The organism is Pediococcus acidilactici (genome assembly GCF_016127815.1).
Classification (GTDB): Bacteria; Bacillota; Bacilli; order Lactobacillales; family Lactobacillaceae; genus Pediococcus; species Pediococcus acidilactici.
On the sequence record NZ_CP066046.1, the window covers coordinates 1,849,865 to 1,867,218 of the forward strand.

Annotated in this window: 15 protein-coding genes, 1 pseudogene and 1 riboswitch; of the genes and pseudogenes, 5 read left to right on the top strand and 11 right to left on the bottom strand. The window is 42.8% G+C overall.

Annotated elements, in window-relative coordinates; genetic code table 11:
• Window positions 1–7: 7 nt before the first annotated feature.
• Both I6H64_RS09010 and I6H64_RS09015 read right to left on the bottom strand, forming a co-directional pair.
• Entirely contained in the window at window positions 8–574 is a 567-nt protein-coding gene (locus I6H64_RS09010; protein ID WP_036685306.1) for a DNA-3-methyladenine glycosylase I, read from the bottom strand.
• A gap of 152 nt (window positions 575–726) precedes the next feature.
• Entirely contained in the window at window positions 727–2,049 is a 1,323-nt protein-coding gene (locus I6H64_RS09015) for a nucleobase:cation symporter-2 family protein (RefSeq protein ID WP_002832641.1), read from the bottom strand.
• A 224-nt stretch (window positions 2,050–2,273) separates the two neighbouring features.
• Window positions 2,274–2,371: riboswitch (purine riboswitch) on the bottom strand.
• Window positions 2,372–2,511: 140 nt separating this feature from the next.
• Between I6H64_RS09015 and I6H64_RS09020 the strand changes: the two genes are divergently transcribed.
• The 4 genes from I6H64_RS09020 (at window position 2,512) to rlmH (ending at window position 11,337) form a co-directional block, all read left to right on the top strand.
• Window positions 2,512–3,042 (top strand): NAD(P)H-binding protein, encoded by a 531-nt coding sequence (locus tag I6H64_RS09020; protein ID WP_008841472.1) that lies wholly within the window; start codon window positions 2,512–2,514, stop codon window positions 3,040–3,042.
• A gap of 9 nt (window positions 3,043–3,051) precedes the next feature.
• The gene (locus tag I6H64_RS09025) at window positions 3,052–6,615 is read left to right on the top strand and encodes a PD-(D/E)XK nuclease family protein (protein WP_008841473.1); all 3,564 of its coding nucleotides are present in this window, start codon (window positions 3,052–3,054) and stop codon (window positions 6,613–6,615) included.
• Entirely contained in the window at window positions 6,605–10,321 is a 3,717-nt protein-coding gene (gene addA, locus I6H64_RS09030) for a helicase-exonuclease AddAB subunit AddA (protein WP_056985119.1), read from the top strand. The genes I6H64_RS09025 and addA overlap by 11 nt, the downstream gene beginning before the upstream one ends.
• 536 nt (window positions 10,322–10,857) lie before the next feature.
• Window positions 10,858–11,337 (top strand): 23S rRNA (pseudouridine(1915)-N(3))-methyltransferase RlmH, encoded by a 480-nt coding sequence (rlmH, locus tag I6H64_RS09035; protein WP_008841476.1) that lies wholly within the window; start codon window positions 10,858–10,860, stop codon window positions 11,335–11,337.
• Between the two features lie 219 nt (window positions 11,338–11,556).
• Here rlmH and I6H64_RS09040 read toward each other — a convergent pair whose 3' ends face one another.
• The 3 genes from I6H64_RS09040 to I6H64_RS09050 all read right to left on the bottom strand — a co-directional run bounded on the left by I6H64_RS09040 (window position 11,557) and on the right by I6H64_RS09050 (window position 12,628).
• On the bottom strand, window positions 11,557–11,991 hold the full coding sequence (locus tag I6H64_RS09040) for a hypothetical protein (RefSeq protein WP_008841477.1): 435 nt from the start codon (window positions 11,989–11,991) through the stop codon (window positions 11,557–11,559).
• Entirely contained in the window at window positions 11,984–12,193 is a 210-nt protein-coding gene (locus I6H64_RS09045; protein ID WP_008841478.1) for a helix-turn-helix transcriptional regulator, read from the bottom strand. The genes I6H64_RS09040 and I6H64_RS09045 overlap by 8 nt, the downstream gene beginning before the upstream one ends.
• Window positions 12,194–12,400: 207 nt before the next feature.
• Window positions 12,401–12,628 carry a DUF454 family protein gene (locus tag I6H64_RS09050; RefSeq protein ID WP_002829364.1) on the bottom strand — a complete coding sequence of 76 codons (228 nt, stop codon included), beginning with the start codon at window positions 12,626–12,628 and terminating at the stop codon, window positions 12,401–12,403.
• Window positions 12,629–12,911: 283 nt separating this feature from the next.
• On the opposite strand from I6H64_RS09050, the pseudogene I6H64_RS10210 reads away from it, so the two are divergent.
• Window positions 12,912–13,187 (top strand): annotated as a pseudogene (locus tag I6H64_RS10210) (GNAT family N-acetyltransferase); the annotation flags it as partial.
• A 204-nt stretch (window positions 13,188–13,391) separates the two neighbouring features.
• Here the strand turns inward: I6H64_RS10210 and I6H64_RS09060 are convergent.
• The 6 genes from I6H64_RS09060 to I6H64_RS09085 form a co-directional block, all read right to left on the bottom strand.
• Window positions 13,392–14,174, bottom strand: a complete 783-nt coding sequence (locus tag I6H64_RS09060) for an ABC transporter permease family protein (protein WP_232623504.1) — start codon at window positions 14,172–14,174, stop codon at window positions 13,392–13,394.
• Window positions 14,175–14,237: 63 nt separating this feature from the next.
• Window positions 14,238–14,705 carry a hypothetical protein gene (locus tag I6H64_RS10215; protein WP_008841481.1) on the bottom strand — a complete coding sequence of 156 codons (468 nt, stop codon included), beginning with the start codon at window positions 14,703–14,705 and terminating at the stop codon, window positions 14,238–14,240.
• Window positions 14,702–15,430: an ABC transporter ATP-binding protein gene (locus tag I6H64_RS09070; RefSeq protein ID WP_008841482.1), complete on the bottom strand. Its 729-nt coding sequence runs from the start codon at window positions 15,428–15,430 to the stop codon at window positions 14,702–14,704. The genes I6H64_RS10215 and I6H64_RS09070 overlap by 4 nt, the downstream gene beginning before the upstream one ends.
• A gap of 29 nt (window positions 15,431–15,459) precedes the next feature.
• Window positions 15,460–16,377, bottom strand: coding sequence for a DUF4097 family beta strand repeat-containing protein (locus I6H64_RS09075; protein ID WP_008841483.1), 918 nt, complete (start codon window positions 16,375–16,377; stop codon window positions 15,460–15,462).
• A gap of 4 nt (window positions 16,378–16,381) precedes the next feature.
• Window positions 16,382–17,011: a DUF1700 domain-containing protein gene (locus I6H64_RS09080; protein WP_008841484.1), complete on the bottom strand. Its 630-nt coding sequence runs from the start codon at window positions 17,009–17,011 to the stop codon at window positions 16,382–16,384.
• Window positions 17,004–17,324 carry a PadR family transcriptional regulator gene (locus tag I6H64_RS09085; protein ID WP_008841485.1) on the bottom strand — a complete coding sequence of 107 codons (321 nt, stop codon included), beginning with the start codon at window positions 17,322–17,324 and terminating at the stop codon, window positions 17,004–17,006. Before I6H64_RS09085 ends, I6H64_RS09080 begins: the two co-directional genes overlap by 8 nt.
• Between the last annotated feature and the right edge of the window lie 30 nt (window positions 17,325–17,354).

Consider the following 17,354-nt stretch of genomic DNA (forward strand, 5'->3'; position numbering starts at 1 on the left):
GCCCTCCTTAGCCGGGGTTATACATGCATTCAATTTCATGATCGTTGATTAAGCCGATTGCTTGCATGAATGAGTAAATGATTACCGGCCCCACAAATTTAAACCCGCGCTGTTTTAAATCTGCAGAAATTTTTACTGAAAGCGGGGTTTGCGCGTGGATTTCTTCCGGAATGCGGATGTGGTCGTTGATTTGCTGGCCATTAACAAATTGCCAAATATATTTATCAAAGCTGCCAAACTCCGTCTGGACCTGCATAAAGGCCTGGGCGTTCGTAATGGTGGCTTTTAATTTACCGCGATGCCGTAAAATAGCTGGATTTTGCATAAGCTTTTCCACGTCAGCATCCGTCATTTGGGCAACCTTAGCGACCTCAAAGTTAGCGAAGGATTCTTTGAAGGCAGCCCGTTTGTTAAGGATTGTATTCCAGCTGAGCCCAGCTTGATAGCCTTCTAGTGAGAGCATTTCAAACATGTAACGGTTGTCGTGAGAAACTCGACCCCATTCGTTAGCGTGGTAAGCTTGCATCAGTGGGGAAGCGTCCCGAGCCCATGTACAAATAAAATTATTTTCCATCATAAATCTCCATCCTAAAAGAAAAATGCCAAGAACGAAGCGACATCGCAAAAGCGAAGGTCGATGCGCCATTAAAGTAGGCGGGTCGGTTGTTTCATTCACTGACATTAACTTCATTTAACTTAATTTTAGCACAGTTACTGATGGAACAATTAACGAGAAGAATCGTAGCCGTTGAATAATAGGTTAAGGACCACGGCGGTGATGCTAGCCACCACGATGCCGTTAGTTAAGAGCATCTGGCAGGCTTGGGGGAGGGCTCGGTAGATTTGCGGATCTACGGTTGACCCCAACCCCATTCCAATGGATAATGCACTGATTAAGATATCTTTAGTTTGATTGAAGTTCACCTTTTGGAGAATTCGGACGCCTTGGATGCCGACAATGCCGAACATTACTAGCATAGCGCCTCCCAGGACGCTAGAAGGAATAATGGTGGCCATGGCGCCGGCCTTTGGGAGGAGTCCTAAGAGGATTAGAAATCCAGCAGCGTAATAAAGCGGTTTGCGACTTTTAACACCGGAAAGTTGCAAAACCCCTACGTTTTCAGAAAAGGTGGAATACGGGAAGGTATTGAAAATTCCGCCTAAAATGGCAGCAACGCCTTCCGCACGGTATCCCCGTTTTAAATCGGTTTGGGTGATTTCTTTACCAACTAAATCACCGAGGGCGAAGAATACCCCGGTGGATTCAATCATCGTGGTGAGGGTCACCATAATCATCGTTAAAATCGCTGAGAGGTTAAAAGTCGGCACCCCAAAGTAAAAGGGGCGGGGAAAATGAAACCAGCTTGCTTGTAAAACGGGGGTAAATGATACCATTCCTAACAAAGCGGCGATGCCGGTTCCAACGAGAATCCCAATTAACACGGCAATGGAACGCATGAAACCGCGCGCCCAAACGTTGATGAGGACGATTACTGCAACAGTAACCAAACCGACTAATAGATTTTTGGGGTCGCCGTATGATTGCGCAGCGGGATTTCCACCCCCGATGTCTTCAAATGCCACGGGAATTAAGGTAAACCCAATTACGGTGATGATGGAACCAGTTACGATTGGCGGAAAAAGGCCCCTAATCTTGGAAAAGAGCCCGGCAACCAGAATAACGAAGAGTCCCGACGCGATAATTGCCCCATACATTGCCGTAATCCCTAGTCCACCGCCAATCCGCTCTAGAGGTTGGACCGATTGAATTGCGCAACCTAGCACGACAGGTAGGCCAATTCCGGTGAGCGGCGTGGTTCTAATTTGCAAAAGGGTGGCAATGCCACACATGAAAATGTCGATGGACACCAAATAGGTCATTTGGGCGGCGGTAAAATGTAAAAAGCCCCCGATAAGGAGGGGGACGATTACGTCACCAGAATACATCGCCAAGAGGTGCTGAAAACCAAGTACCGCTGCTTTACCCTCGGTTAGTTGCGGGGTGATTTCGGTAATTGGTGCGTCAGCATACGAATCATTAGTTTTCATAAAGCACATTCCTCGTTTTCATATATTTTCAAAAGTTATGAAAGCGAGCCTATAAATAGTCTGGAAGGCGCCAAACTACAATTAAAAAAAGCTGGGACATGAGGGTTAGTAGTTTACCACGCCGTCACCAAGATTTATCGTTCCCCACCGTATCTTAGAAGTGGCCCGATTATTGGCACGACAAAGCAAACGGACTAGCTCATTCTCCAGCCATTTTGATGAATATGTAAGTTAAAAATTCCTATAGTCCAACATTTACGGCGTTGGGTAGAAACTGTCAACCAGATTAAGACATTATATAGGCTTGGGTCCATTTAATTTGTCTGAAATTTTAACACATAAAAAATATTTCAACAACTCACGATCACGCGGGGAGCGTACAAAAGCTTCAATAATCGATAAAATTGGAGAAAGGATGAATCCGTTCTATAATGGTAAAAAGACGTTTTAAAGGAGAATACAATGAAGATATTAGCAATCGGGATGGATCGCCCGGTCTCTGATGTAGTGGCGGCGGAGCTAAATACTTTGCCAGAAGTGAAGGTGACTATTGCTGAAGTTCAAGAGGCGATGGGCAACTACGACGTATTGTACGTAGACCTGCTTCATTTGGGGATGGACGAGGAGTTTGAAACGGTGGTGGACCGGCTAGAAGAACAACAATTACAAGTTAATAAAATTGTTTTTTTAGCAACCGCTGGAATGGATAACGAAATTGATCCCACTTGGATTGAAGTTCAGGACGTAAGGGAACTAATGCTGGAGGTCAAGTACGTGGCTAAGCTAGTTGATGAAACAGAGCTGCCGTACACCATCATTCGACCAGTTGAAGTTAAATCTGAAGTTCAAAATCAAGGCGCTGAAATTACTCCGGAAGGACAACCGATTACCACTGCCGTAGTTAGTGAGCGGGCAGTTACCAAGCTCGTTAAGCAAGCAATTTTAACAGAAGAATACCAAAATCAATCCGTAGGGATCTCCAATCCCAATTAAGGAGGAATTATGCCACTTAAATTTATGTACGGGCCGGCCAGCGTCGACCATTTAGATGCGGTTGCTGAAACAATAATTGAACTTCAGCAACAACAAAAGCAACGTAAAATTTACTATTTGGTACCTAACCACATTAAGTTCCAATCTGAAATTCAATTGTTGCAAAAACTCCGCGAAAAAAGCGATTCAGCGGGCCCGGTTTTTGCGCAAAAGGATATTCAAATTTTATCGATTAGCCGATTAGCGTGGTTTTTCTTACGTAATAGTAGCATTTACCAATATCCCCGTTTGACTAATTCAAGTACCAGTATGTTACTCTACCGAATTATCGTGGAGCATCAGGATGAACTATTATTATTCCATAACATTGATGCACAACTTGGTTTAATTCAAGAAATCACTAGCCAATTGGCAGAATTTAAACAAGGAAACGTAAGCCCTGAAAATTTAAGTCAAATCATTGATCAACTAGCCGAAAATGAAGATCCCCAGTTAGACTTGATGGCTAAGTTGCATGATTTAAACATCATCTATACGGCTTATGACGAAGCAATTCAACAAAAGTTTGTCGATAGCAGTGATATCTTGCGTGCATTAACCGACCAGTTAGCCAAAATGGATTTACATGCACAAAGCTTTGTGATTAGCGGTTTTTCTAATTTTACTGCGGAAGAGCTTAATTTAATTCAGACATTGATTAAGGCTAACGCGACCGTCGTAATTGACTTAGTAATGGAGCGTAATCCACTAAATGAAAAACTTTCAGAAAATAGCTTGTTTTTTGAAAATGAAAAATTATTTTTCAAAATAAATGAATGGGCTTGTGAAAACAGGATTCAAGTGGCTTCTCCACGAGTGGTGACTAAAAAACGGGTAAATGACGACCTAAGAAAACTAGAGCGCTACTGGGTTGCATCTACGCAGGGACAGCTTGGTCAGAATGGACATGAGCAAAATAACAGTGTGGAGGTGCTCGAATTTAACAGTCGGTATGCCGAAGTAGAGCACGTAGCCACGGCAATTCGCCAAATGATGACGAAGGATGATCGGCTAAATTTCTCCGATTTTTCAGTGTTAACTCGTCATTTGAACGACTACGACACAATTATTAAGCCAATTTTCGATCAGTTTGATATTCCGATTTTTTACGATATGCAAGTGGCGATGAAAAACCATCCCCTACTAGAACTGATTAACGCGTTGTTCGACGTTCAAAAGCGGCATTTTCGTTACGAAGACGTAATGCGCTTGCTGAAAACTGGCCTTCTCCGTCCTGAAAATGACGCCGACCCAGACGGAAAGGATTTCGTCAAAAGCGTCCAAATTACGGAAAACTACGTGCTGCGCCAGGGGATTTACGGCAGTAAGTGGCTGCAAAAAGCTCCGTGGCAATACCAACGTTTCAATGACGTTGATATGGAGCAGCAAACCGACGAGGAACGTGAAATTAACCGACGGATTAACGAGATTAAGGATTACGTAGTTAAAACGGTCAACCCGTTTTTCAACCAGTTGGCGGTAGCTGAAAATGGCGCGGAGGCGGCCAAGGCACTGTACCAGTTTTTAATTCGTAACCACGTGGACCAGCGGTTGCTGGCCTGGCGCGACCAATGGATTGAAGACGGTAACTTGGCCAAGGCTGCTGAACCAGAGCAGACTTGGGAAACGTTTGTGACGATGCTGGATGAATTTGTGGACATTTTAGGTGACCAGCCGTTTGATTCCAATAATTTCATTGGTTTATTAAATGCTGGCTTTGAAAATGCGACCTACTCTCAAATCCCATCCACTTTGGATCAGGTGCTTATTTCAGAAAGCGGCATGGTGCAAATGATGGATCGGAAGGTGGTCTTCATCATTGGCGCAACCGACCGGGCCATGCCGGAACAAATTCAGGATAATGATTTTTTGAGTCAGGAAGGTAAGGCGCAAGTTAGTGACCAGCTTGCAGATGACCAATTCCTTAAGATGAGTAACGAGCGACAAATGCGTCAGGAACCTTATTTAAACTACCTAACCTTTATGATTGGTTCTCAAAGGTTAATCTTTACCTATCCAAAAAGGGGCAATGACGGAACTGACTTTAAATTGTCGCCTTACGTGGAACGAATTAAGGCTTACTTTGAAATTGAAGTTCAATGTTTGCCTAGTCGTCCGACCGTGGACCAGCCGCTTATTCAACCGTTTATCGGTTCAAAACGGAGTACGCTGAGCCATTTAGTTCAGTATGCTCGTTCCATGAAGGAAAGTAAGCAACCGGCTGACGTACGGTGGAATTTAATTTACAGCATCTTAGAGGCTGGCCGCTGGCATGATTTAACCGAACGACTGATGGGGAGTTTAAGTTATAAGAACGTCCCTCGCAAGTTAAAACCGGACATCGTCACGCAGTTATATGGTGATAAAATTTACGCTTCGGTTTCGAAACTCGAAGAATTTTTCCGCAATGAATATTCATACTTCTTGAAGTACGGTTTGAAACTGCAAGAACGGGAAACGGCGGATTTAAGCCCGGCGGATACCGGGCAGTACTTCCACGCTGCGATGGATAACCTAGTAAAAGTAATTACTCAAGCGGATCTGAACTTCAATGAAGTTAATCAAACACAGATAAAACAGGTTACCAAACGAGTTTTAGAAAACATGCGCCAAGATTCGCAGTTTGATCAATTTAATAGCACCTACCGAATGGGTTACTTGAGAAAGCAGTTAGATCGTACGGTGGAAACGATGGTTACGGCGATTTTTAAACAATTAGCTCAGACCAGAATGCGGCCAATTGCTTCAGAGCAAATGTTTGGCCAAATTGGCTTGAAGGAAGGCTTACCTGCGTTGAACTTCAAAGTTAATGGAAAACAGGAAGTTAACGTCCGCGGTAAAATCGACCGCATCGACAAAATTAATATTGAAGGTCAACCATATTTAGGAGTGGTCGATTACAAGTCGAGCACGCGTAAGTTCGACTTTGCCGATGCTTATTACGGGCTGGCAATGCAGATGTTGTTATATTTAGACGTTGTGCAGCAAAATCGGCAACGGATTGATCCTCACGAACAAGCACGACTATCAAGCGCGCTATACATGATTTTCCAAGATCCGTTATTAAAGGCTACCGATTTGAAGGTGCAAGACGAAGATCAATTGCAACAGGCACTCTTCAAAAAGTTTTCTTTAAACGGGTTCGTGTTGAACAACGAAGAACTGTTGAAGGAAATTGATAAAACGGTCGCTGAAACTGGTAAATCGGCAGTGTACCCGTTTGATTTCACTAAGAGCGGTAGCTTAACCAAGGCTAGCTTAAACAACGTCGTCAGTGAAACTGAACTTCAGGATTTAATTAAACATGCCGAAGAGAAGGTCATTGAAGCTGGAAAACGAATCTTTAGTGGTGAAGTCGATTTGAACCCGGTACAATGGCCAGACCGGACGACCGCGCTGGAATATTCACCATATAAAGAAATTATGCAATTTGACGCAATGCTACCGGAAAATAATTACCGGGTCTTAGAAAAACTCGATAAAGAAACGGTCTTAAGGAAGATTGAGGAGGAACGCAAGAAGAATGGCAACTAGAACTTACACACCTAGTCAACAACAAGCAATTGATAGTTCGGGGCATAATATTTTAGTTTCGGCCTCCGCTGGATCGGGAAAGACCTCGGTTTTAGTTGAACGGGTAATTCAAAAGATTATCAACGGAGAAGACGTGGATCGTCTCCTGGTCGTGACTTTCACTGAAGCAGCCGCTGCTGAAATGAAGGAACGGATCCGAGCGGCAATTATGAAAAAGATTAGTGAGGTTAAGGATGCTGACTTACAAAACCACCTTTCGCTACAGCTCGGCAAATTAAATAACGCTAATATCAGTACTTTGCACGCTTTCTGTATGGCGGTGATCCGCAACTACTACTACGTAATCGACTTAGATCCAGCCTTTCGCATCATGGATCCTACGGAAAGTGAGTTATTGAAGGAACAGGTGTGGGCCGACTTACGGGAGGAACTGTACGAAAGTGATGAGGATGGCCAATTTGCACGCTTAACGCGGAATTTTTCTAACGACCGTTCGGATGCTGGTTTACAGGAATTAATGTTGGACTTGTTCGAATTTGCGAACGCCAACCCGGATCCTGAAGCGTGGCTAACTAAGATTGCCAATAATTATGAAGTACAAACTGATCAGGTAATGGAAATGGATTTTGTGAAACAAATCCTCGCAAAGATAAAAACGCAGCTGATTCAAATTTATCAAACGGACCTTAACCTTACCGAACGTGCAATTAACGGCGGCGAGCCTTTGCAAAAAGCGGCCGCTAATTTCCAAGCGGAAGTAGCCGGTTTAAAAACCGTGATTGATCAATTTGATCAGCCTAACTGGGATGCCTTGCAACAGGCAATGGTTAACTTTAAGTTTGCTCAGCTACCGCGTGGGAAAAAGCCTGAAGTTCAAGAGTTTAATTTAGAAGCTAAGCCGTTACGCAACGAATTTAAAGCTGAATTTAACGGATTAGTAGAGCGTTACTTTAAACTAAAAAATGACCAGTTAATCGCCATTTTTAAGGACGCGCGGGAGTTAATGCTGAAGTTAATTGAAGTTCAGCAGCAATTTTCAGACCGCTTTTTACAGGAAAAGTTAACGCGGCGTTCCCTGGATTTTAGTGACCTAGAGCACTTTGCGTTACAAATTTTGCAAAACCAGTCCGAAGAGGGTCAGGCAGTTCGGCGGAATTTCCAGGAGAAATTTAACGAAGTAATTGTCGATGAATACCAAGATATTAACCCGCTTCAGGAGACCATTTTGACGGCGGTGGCTCGTGAAGATCCTGGAAACATGTTCATGGTGGGGGACGTTAAACAGTCAATTTACGCCTTCCGAATGGCGGACCCCAGCTTATTCATTAGTAAAAGCCGGCGATTTAAACAATCTGGGCAACCAGACGAACGGATTATTCTGGCGGAAAATTTCCGTTCTATGCAAAACGTTGATGATTTTACCAACTTGATTTTTAACCAAATCATGGACCAGGCGGTGGGAGAAATTGCCTACGACGCCGATGCACAGCTGAAGTTCGGCGCGAAATATTACCCCGCTGAAGTTCAGAATGACACGGAAGTTCTATTATTTGACGATCAGCAAAACGAAAATACGGCTGACCAAGAACCTGGGGCGATAATCACCGATAAAAACGACGGGCAGTTGCAAATGATTGCGCAACGAATTAAGCGGCTATTTGCGGATCAAATCGAAGTTTTCGATCGAGATACGCAGGAAATGCGGCCTTTGAAATATAGTGATATTGCATTGCTGCATTCGACGGGGAATAACAATCTTAACATCGTGGACACCTTCAAAAAGTACGGTATCCCAATTGAAGTTAGCAATGCCCAAGACTATTTCCAAACGACCGAAGTTTCGATCATGATGGCCCTCTTGAAGATTATTGATAATCCGTACCAGGACATCCCATTAGCGGCCGTTTTACGTTCGCCAATTGTTGGCCTTGATGAAAACGAGCTGGCCTTTTTGCGGATTTCTAAAAAGAACGGGCATTATTTTGAGTCGGTATTGTATTTCCAAAATGAGTTTAAGATTGATTACCAAAATGAATTCCAAGCCAACTTAAAACGTAAAATTGACCAGTTCTTAGATCAATTACAGCATTTTCGGAAGCTTTCCCAACAATGCACGCTGGTAGATTTGCTTTGGGAGATTTACCAAGAGACCGGGTACTTGGATTACGTTGGCGGAATGCCGGACGGACCGCAACGGCAAAATAACCTTCATGCTTTATATGACCGGGCCCAGAGCTATGAAGAGTCCAGTTTTAAAGGGTTATTTCAATTCGTGCGTTTTGTAGAGAAAATGCGCGAAAAGAATAAAGATTTGGCAGAAAATCCGGTAGTTACCGATACGGAAGCCGTAAAATTAATGACCATCCATAGTAGTAAGGGATTAGAGTTTCCAATCGTGTTCCTGATCGATGCGGATCACGGGTTTAATAATAGCGACACTAAGGGCCGCTACGTGTTGGATCGTGATGCGGGGATGGGAATTACCGTGAAGGACTTTGTGCACCGCTTAGAAGTCGACACGATGCAAAAAAACTGGATTATTGACGTACGGCAACGTAAAATGCTCGCCGAAGAGCTCCGGGTGCTCTACGTTGCTCTAACCCGTGCACAACAAAAGTTAATCATTACCGGAGCGCTAAAGGCTGCTACCCCAACGCTAGAAAAGTGGGCCCAGGCAGCTGACACGGGTGAGCTGCTGTTGCCGGAAGCTGAGCGGGGAAAGGCGAAAAACTTTCTCGATTGGATTGGAATGGCGATTATGCGGGTGCCATCCGTTACGGAAGATTATCCCGATGTTAGTTCACGAAAATTGGACTCTGCCGCGGGAGTTGAAGTTAAATTGAAGGTCGTTAACCGCGCTGATTTACTGGCTGGGCAGCGTTCTGACACGGGAATTGAGCAAGGACCGCCACCAACGTTAGAAAAAGTGGACGTGAATAGCGACATTAATGATGCAGAACAAATTCGGGCGATTTTGAACTTCAAATATCACGATATTGAAGCAACCCAAACGACGGCCTACCAGTCCGTATCGGAAATTAAACGGTTTTTTGACGATCCGGACAAATTAGAGATGGACTTTAGTGCGGTCGACCGTGACCAAAAAATTCGTCCGCAGAAACGATTTGTCACCGATCAATTGATGACGCCTCGCTTTATGAGCGAAGTTAGCCAACCTAAACCAACTGAGATCGGAACGGCGACCCACTTGATTTTGCAGCAGCTTGATTTGCGAGAACCGGTTACTGAGGCAGTAATCAAGGATAAAATCCGTGAGTTAGTGATGAATCAGGTATTAGAAGAAGCCGTAGCGAAGCGAATTCGAATCAACAGCATCTTAGACTTCTTCGAAAGTGAATTAGGACAATTAATGTTGGCTCATCCCGAACAAGTGCACCGTGAAGAGGCGTTCTCATTGCTGTTGCCGGCAAAAGGGCTATTTCCTAATGTAGTTGGCAATCAGGACGTTTTAATTCACGGAATTATTGATGCGTACTTCGAATTAGATGGCCGAGTAATTCTGCTGGACTACAAAACCGACTTTGTACTCCCAGGCAGCCCGCAGCAAGGGATTCAAAAAGTGATTGATCGGTACCAGGGTCAGGTTAACCTATATGCGCAAGCATTAAGTAATATTCTGGGTAAACCAGTTAATGAAAAGTACCTGTATTTATTGTCAATTGGGAAGCTAGTAGAAATTCAATAAGTAGTTAGCTTGCAAACTGGATTCTGCCAAAAATATTTGGTGGCGGAACCCAGTTTTCTATCCGGCAGTAAAAGGTGGGCAAGAACGTAAATTAGTTTTGGTGAATTCAAAGTTAGTTCAAAAATTAATGATAGCGATTTAGGCGGAAGGACAATTGAAGTACAGTTGTAGTTCCGTGTGGAAAACTGTGGATAACTTTGTTCATAACTTTAGAGGAGGAAATAAAGTTGTGCACAAAACTGATTAAACCGACCTTCGGACTTGTAGAAAAGTTTTCCACAGGTTGCGGTGGAAAATGTGGATAAAAAAATTAAAAAGTGAATTTTAAGGTAAAAAACGCCGTCATGACAACGTTTGTAGCGGTAACAAAATTTTAAAAATGAAGGTGGAAAACTGTGGATAAGTAAAAATGCTGTTGACAAATCCAAAGAAATAAATGTGGTGGCGAACATAAATTCGACCCAATATATTGTGAGTATTTCAAAATGCCTGTGGAAAACTTTGTGGATAACTTGAGGATAGGATGTGGATAAACAGTGAATATCAAAATTATTGGTGTGGGAAAGTTAAAAGAGAAATATCTGAAACAGGGGATTGCAGAATACGCCAAACGACTTTCTAAATTCTGCAAATTTCAAATTATTGAAGTCCCGGATGAAAAAGCGCCCGAAAGTTTAAGTGACGCCCAGATGGAAATGGTCAAGGAAAAGGAAGGCGAACGCATTTTAGCTAAGATTAAGGATCGTGAATACGTCTTTACCCTAGAGATTAATGGTAAGGAGCGTTCTTCAGAAGAGCTGGCCGAAGAGATCGCGAAATTAACCACGTATGGACATTCAGACATCACCTTCGTTATTGGCGGTTCGCTAGGTTTAAGCTCAGCAGTAATGAAACGAGCTGACACGGCAATTTCATTTGGACGTTTCACCCTGCCACACCAGCTGATGCGGTTGGTGCTAACGGAACAAATTTACCGGGCTTTTATGATTCAATCGGGGAGCCCGTACCATAAGTAAATAATAAACTAAGAGGCAGAGAAAAAATCCTTTTCTAAGGATGAATTCTTTTTGGAAAATCTCTGGGTGCGTTGTCTTTAAGGGACCAAAACGCGCACCCAAAAGGCAGTTTATTTTACTTAATCCAAAAACGACTATTAAGCCTGAATTTGGCATAATAGTCGTTTTTTAATTGGTGCCCATAAATTATCCGGCTTTTGTTATCAGTGCTTAATTTACTTATTGCGGGTCGTATTTAAACCATAAAAAGTAGTAGATTGCATTCGCCGTTAAAAAAATTACGGTGAGCCCCGTACCAATAAAGGCGATGGTGGTTTTAGCACTGAGGGTGAAAAGCGGAATGAACAGTAAGGAAAGGAATAAAATAAAGCAGCTGGCGATGAACCAGGAAGTTACCGAACGTAAGATTGCATAAACAATTTTTTGTTCACGTTCGTCGTCGCCAGGGTAGAAGAACTGATTATATTTAACGCCCATGGATTGATGGTGGTGGCGTTGGATGGCTCCACCGACCGTGGTAATTAAGAAGGCGATAGCAAAAGTGGCTAATCCAGGTAAAAGATTACTTAGTGCTAAGCTAATAATGAGGAGGGGAAGAATCAAAAAATTATTCATCCAAAAATCAAAGTGTACCAACCGTTGTGTTCTACTCATGGTCTACCTCCCGAGAATACATAAATAATTGATCTACTGTAGTATTTAAAATATGAGCTAGTTCAAAAGCTAGGGAGAGTGATGGATCATATTTGTTATTTTCGATGGCGTTAATTGTTTGCCGCGTAACCCCAGCTAACTGAGCAACTTCAGCTTGAGAGAGCTTAAGGTGCTTACGGCGCCTAGTAATGCTGTTTTCCATGGTTATTGCTCCCTTATTAAATGTAAAATACTTTTTACATTTTTAGTAAAACACCTTTTATATGTAAAGTCAAACATGTTTTACATTTTGAAAAAAGAACCGCCCCTAGTACTGTTCTTAGGGGCGGTTCTTTTTAAGTTAAATCAAGTCTTTTAAACAAATTCTGAAGTTCAATTTAAGTTCGTTTGAGCTGACCAAATCAGTTATTTAGTGCAACCAGTGCTCTAAAAGCGGAAACTTAGTTTCTAACCATACCATTAGTTTAGTATGTACGATTCGTTGATGCAGCTCGGGAGAGGCTTTTTTTAAGCAGAAGAATGCTAAAATGAAAAAGGGAGTGCCGGGCATGATTGGCAACACCGCGCCAATAGCGCCTAAAATTACGTTAAAAATGGTGGCCGCGACCCAAAAAAAGCGCGAAATTGCAAATGTCATCTAAATCAACTCCTTCGACTCTAAAAATAGCACCTTCAGTTAACAAATACGAGCAAAAGGCTGAATTATTTAGCATTCCTTAATTACTTTTAAATTTTCTGAAAGAAGGTCGATCTAAATTAAAATTCATCGGTTAAAAAACATTACTGAAGTTCAATTGGACCAAATTATGGCAATTTGGTTGGACGGAAATTTATCTGCGCACCATTTTGTGGATTCCCAATACTGGAAGCAAAATCAAGGGGCAGTGCAGGCGGCAATGCGGTAGGCAACGGTTTACGTTGCTGAGGACGAGCGCTGTATTCGAGGCTTTGCGGGACTACAAGAAAACTATCTGGCGGGGATTTTTGTGTCTGCTGGTGTGCAAGGACAAGGAATTGGCGGCCGGTTAGTGACGCAGCTCCAACACGATTACTCTGAACTTAGTTTGGCAGTATATGAGCAAAATCCGGCGGCAATTCGATTCTATTTGAGTCATAATTTTCAAACTATTAAGCGGCAAATTGATGAAGCGACGCAACAACCGGAATTAGTAATGCAATGGCGTCAAGAACGTTAGAAGGTTTCGTGGTGTTGAATTTAAGTAGGTTCAAAACGTGCGCCAAAGGTCAATTTGTCCCCCTTAAAACCCAAATCGACTATTATGCCAATAATTAGCATAATGGTCGATTTTTAGTTAATGTTTACAAATCGTCCGAAGTTGTCCCGTTTCCTTTTTATTAAGCGCGCTAAGTACTAACTTTTAGCACTTCTTAGCTTAGGATCAAGCAGCCTTTACTCGGACACTACCAAGTAAGAAGACCAGGATGAAACATGCCGTACTAGCTAAGATTGGCCAATATAAAACGGAAATCCAGTCAAGGGAAAAATAGGCAACGTCAAACACCCGGTTTTTCACAAAACGGATGGCGGCAAAGAATAGTAAGTTAAAAATTGCCATCAAAAAGCCAACCGTCAAGCTATACAGAGCTCCTTCCTGAATTTGTTCCAATAAAATATCACCGGGGGAATAACCTAAAACCCTCAATTGCGTGAAATCTTGTTTTGCAATGTTTCTTTCCATAATGGTTAAGGAAATCATATTGCCGGCAACGATAATCAAGGTGGGGCCCAAATAAATCAGTAACACGAGGAACACTCCAGTAAGGCTCCGGACGCGTTGCATATTAAGCAATTCCAGAACTAAATGAAGAATCCCTGAAAGCAGTAGCAGCGCGATTAAAAAAGGTTTAATTAGGGTAGTTAATCGTGAAGAATGGCGGTTAACTCGATAAAATGCGGTATTTAGCGTCCGCGTACCTAGTTTACGCACTCCATAGTAAATTAAACGGAGACTGAGCTTGATTAAGTGATTGCCAACCAGCCAAACTAAAGCGGCGGTAAGGAACAATAATAGCTGAAAAGTATCGGTAGGTTTAATATCTTTGGTAGCAAAGTAGATTTGGTAGTACTCCCAAAGGATCCCTGAGATGGTTAGCATAACCACGATGCCGAAAAAAACGGTTTTCAGAATTTTCAAAAAGCGGTGTTGCTTGATATTTTTCATTTTCACTAAAGTGTGGTAACTATAAAGAAAGCTTGAAACGTAGGTAATGATTAAGGTGAGCCCTCAAACTGCGCAGAACGAATTTAACTGGTAATTGATTACAACGGAAGGAATGTAAGCTTTCCCCGCTTCGTTTTGAATGAGGTGGTACATTTCTTGAGCTAAGGGAAGGGCCACAAAATAGCCTATCAAAGTTCCTAATGAACTAACTAAAACCATCTGTACCGCGGTAATTTGAGCTAATTGGGCGGGGTTAGACCCTAGTTGAGCCAGTCGGGCGTGTTCTTTAGCGAGCGCTTTTCCAATGGTTCCAATGACGCCGCTGATTACCACAAAGAGGGTTACGAGGCCAAAGCTCAGTGGAGTAATAAAGAGCGCATTGGTGACTTCAGAATGGTGGACAACGGGTGCCAGCGGAAAATAAATAATTAAACAGCTGGAACTTACTAAACTAGCCGCAATAAATACAGCTAAAGCGCCTAACCAATTGTTAAATTGGTAGCGAAATTCCTTAATGCCAATTCTAATCATGATGAGGTTCCCCCCTGAAGATAAATTAAATCTGTAGCCGTGGGGTTTGAAATACTATGCGTAAGGCGGCCGTCGTTTAAAATGATTACTCGATCACTTTGAGCGGCTAGCTCTAGGTTATGGGTGACCATTACGAGGGTGGTGCCACGCTGAACTAACTTTTGCAAAAGCCGCATTACAATTGCTCCTGATTTAGAATCAAGTGCGCCGGTGGGTTCATCGGCAAAAACTACGCTAGCTCCTGCAAGAATTTCACGCGCAATGGCCACCTTTTGCTGTTCACCACCAGATAAATCGGTAACGTTGCCGAATAAATTGCCGTTGAACTTCATTTTTGATAAAAGAGCGGTTACGCGAGAACGTTTAATGGGCTTACGAGCAAGCCGGAGCGGCAGGATGGCGTTTTCGTACGGAGAAAGGTAAGGAACTAGGTTATACTGTTGAAAAATCATACCCACCGTCGTTCGCCGAAATTGGGCTAGTTTGCGCGGGCTAAGTTGAAAAGGATTGGTGCCGTTAATCGCAACGGTTCCTCCTGAGGGTGATAGTAAACCGGCAATACACTTAATTAGCGTAGTTTTACCACTTCCAGAAGGGCCTACGATGCTTAAAAACTCCCCGGACTTGACCGACAAATTCACGTTGCTTAAAACGGGCTTCAATTGGGAATGCTGACCATAGTAATAGTTTTTGTTTAGATGTTGTACTTCAATGATCGATTGCATTATATTTACCCTCCAATCGGTTAAAAAAATTATTCAATATGGATATCGCCATCGTTAGTGCTAAATGAATAATTGGTTGCTAAATTACCATCGGTAAAGTGGCGTCGGGAGTGACCGAAGATCGTAGTTTTTCCGTCGTTAGCTGTGGCGGAGACGGCAAGGTTTTTAGCTGAATTTAAAACGGCATGAATGTCACCGTCGCTCGTGCGGACGGTCAATTCGTGCGTAATCTGAAGTTCATTTAAGTTAATATCACCATCGGATGAAGTTAAATTGGCACGATTAAGTTTGGTATTGGTGATTGAAATATCGTCGGCGTTAGCAATTGAAGCGGGCTGCTTTTGAAAGTCGGAGTTTTGAATGTCTACTTCGCCATCATTGTTAATATTCAAGTTGTCAGCCGTTACGTTATTTAAATTTAGGTCAGCTTCACCACTAATTCTTAAGAGCCCGTTGACCTTCACGTTGTTTAAATGAACTTCATCAGTTCCCCGTAATCGAAGTTGATCGACGTTTAAAGCGGAAAAATTAAGTTCGCCGGTGGAGCTGCCCTTTACCGAACGAAGGGTGGTTTGCCGCGGAATTTTAATTAAAATGGGGTCAGAGTAGTCATAACGGTTGAGAAGTGAAGTTAGTAAATGGTTCACTCCCGCTGCCCCAATGGTTAATCGCCGGGAGCCAGATTGGTAATGGATTTGATTTAGGGAAGTCGGTGCGGACACCTTTACCGACTTGCCATCATAAGCTTCAACCTTAACGTCATTTGGGGTTTTAAGTTCAATGGAACGAACCTGACGATAAGATTTAGTGACTGAATGCGGACTAACAAAATGAATTTGTTCGTTTATTTGAGGAACATCATAAAAAGCGTTGTTAAGCGAAGCAATGGTGATAAAGATGATTCCAAGAATGGTTAGTGCAAATCCAACGATAAAAGTTTTTTTCATGGGTTTATACCCTCTTTCCGAAATGATTTTTTTCGTTGAGGAAGTTGTATAATTTCTGGAATAATTGGGAAACGAGGTGGATCCCGTTCACCGTAAGCCAGTGGAAGATTGGGAGAAGCAATAAAAACAACCCCAAAGCAGTAAAGCCAATTCCGAGAACTAAGACTCCCGCCCAAAATGAAGTGAAGATTATGTAACCGCCCGCCCCAATTAAAATTACGCCCATCAGCAGTAACCCTAAAAAGAAGGCAGCAATAGTGACAACTATCGAAAAAATAATGCTGAACGGAACCACGCAAATGGTGATGAGGATGGCGGGGATGATCAGACCCACTGGCGTAGCAAAGGAGAGGATTGCTAAAATGATCAGCCAAATGGTGCGTACGTCACGTTGCGGTTGCTTAGATTGGGTTTGCGCACCAGTGTCGTCCATGGTTTGGCTAGCCTTGATCGAATAATCAGCAAGCACTTTCCTAGCCAACTGGACCGGCGTGCCGAGCTTATCAACGGCTGCGGCATACGTTTCAATTCCGGCGTCTGCAAGGTATTCGGTATAAAAATTAATTACATCTAACTGTTCTTCTGCAGTTAGTTCGGTTAAATGGGACTTTAGTTCATCGATGTATTCATGCATCTGATTCAACTCCTCCAAGTAATTGGTCGATTTGGTTTTTAAAAGTGAGCCACTCGTGCTGAACTTCAGTTAACTGCGCTTGACCTTCAGCAGTGATTTGATAATAGCGACGATTCCGTCCTTGATAGGGTTCATCGTAGGTGGTAAGTAGATTAGCTTTTTTCAGTCGCCTTAAAACGGGATACATGGTGGATTCGGAAACGGGGATGTGCTCTTGGACTTTCTGGGTTAGGGCGTACCCGTAATAATCGGCATGGTTTAAAATGCCAAGTACGCACCCATCAAGTAAGGCGGTGGGAATTTGAATTGCCACATTACTCCTCCTTATACTATATGACATATA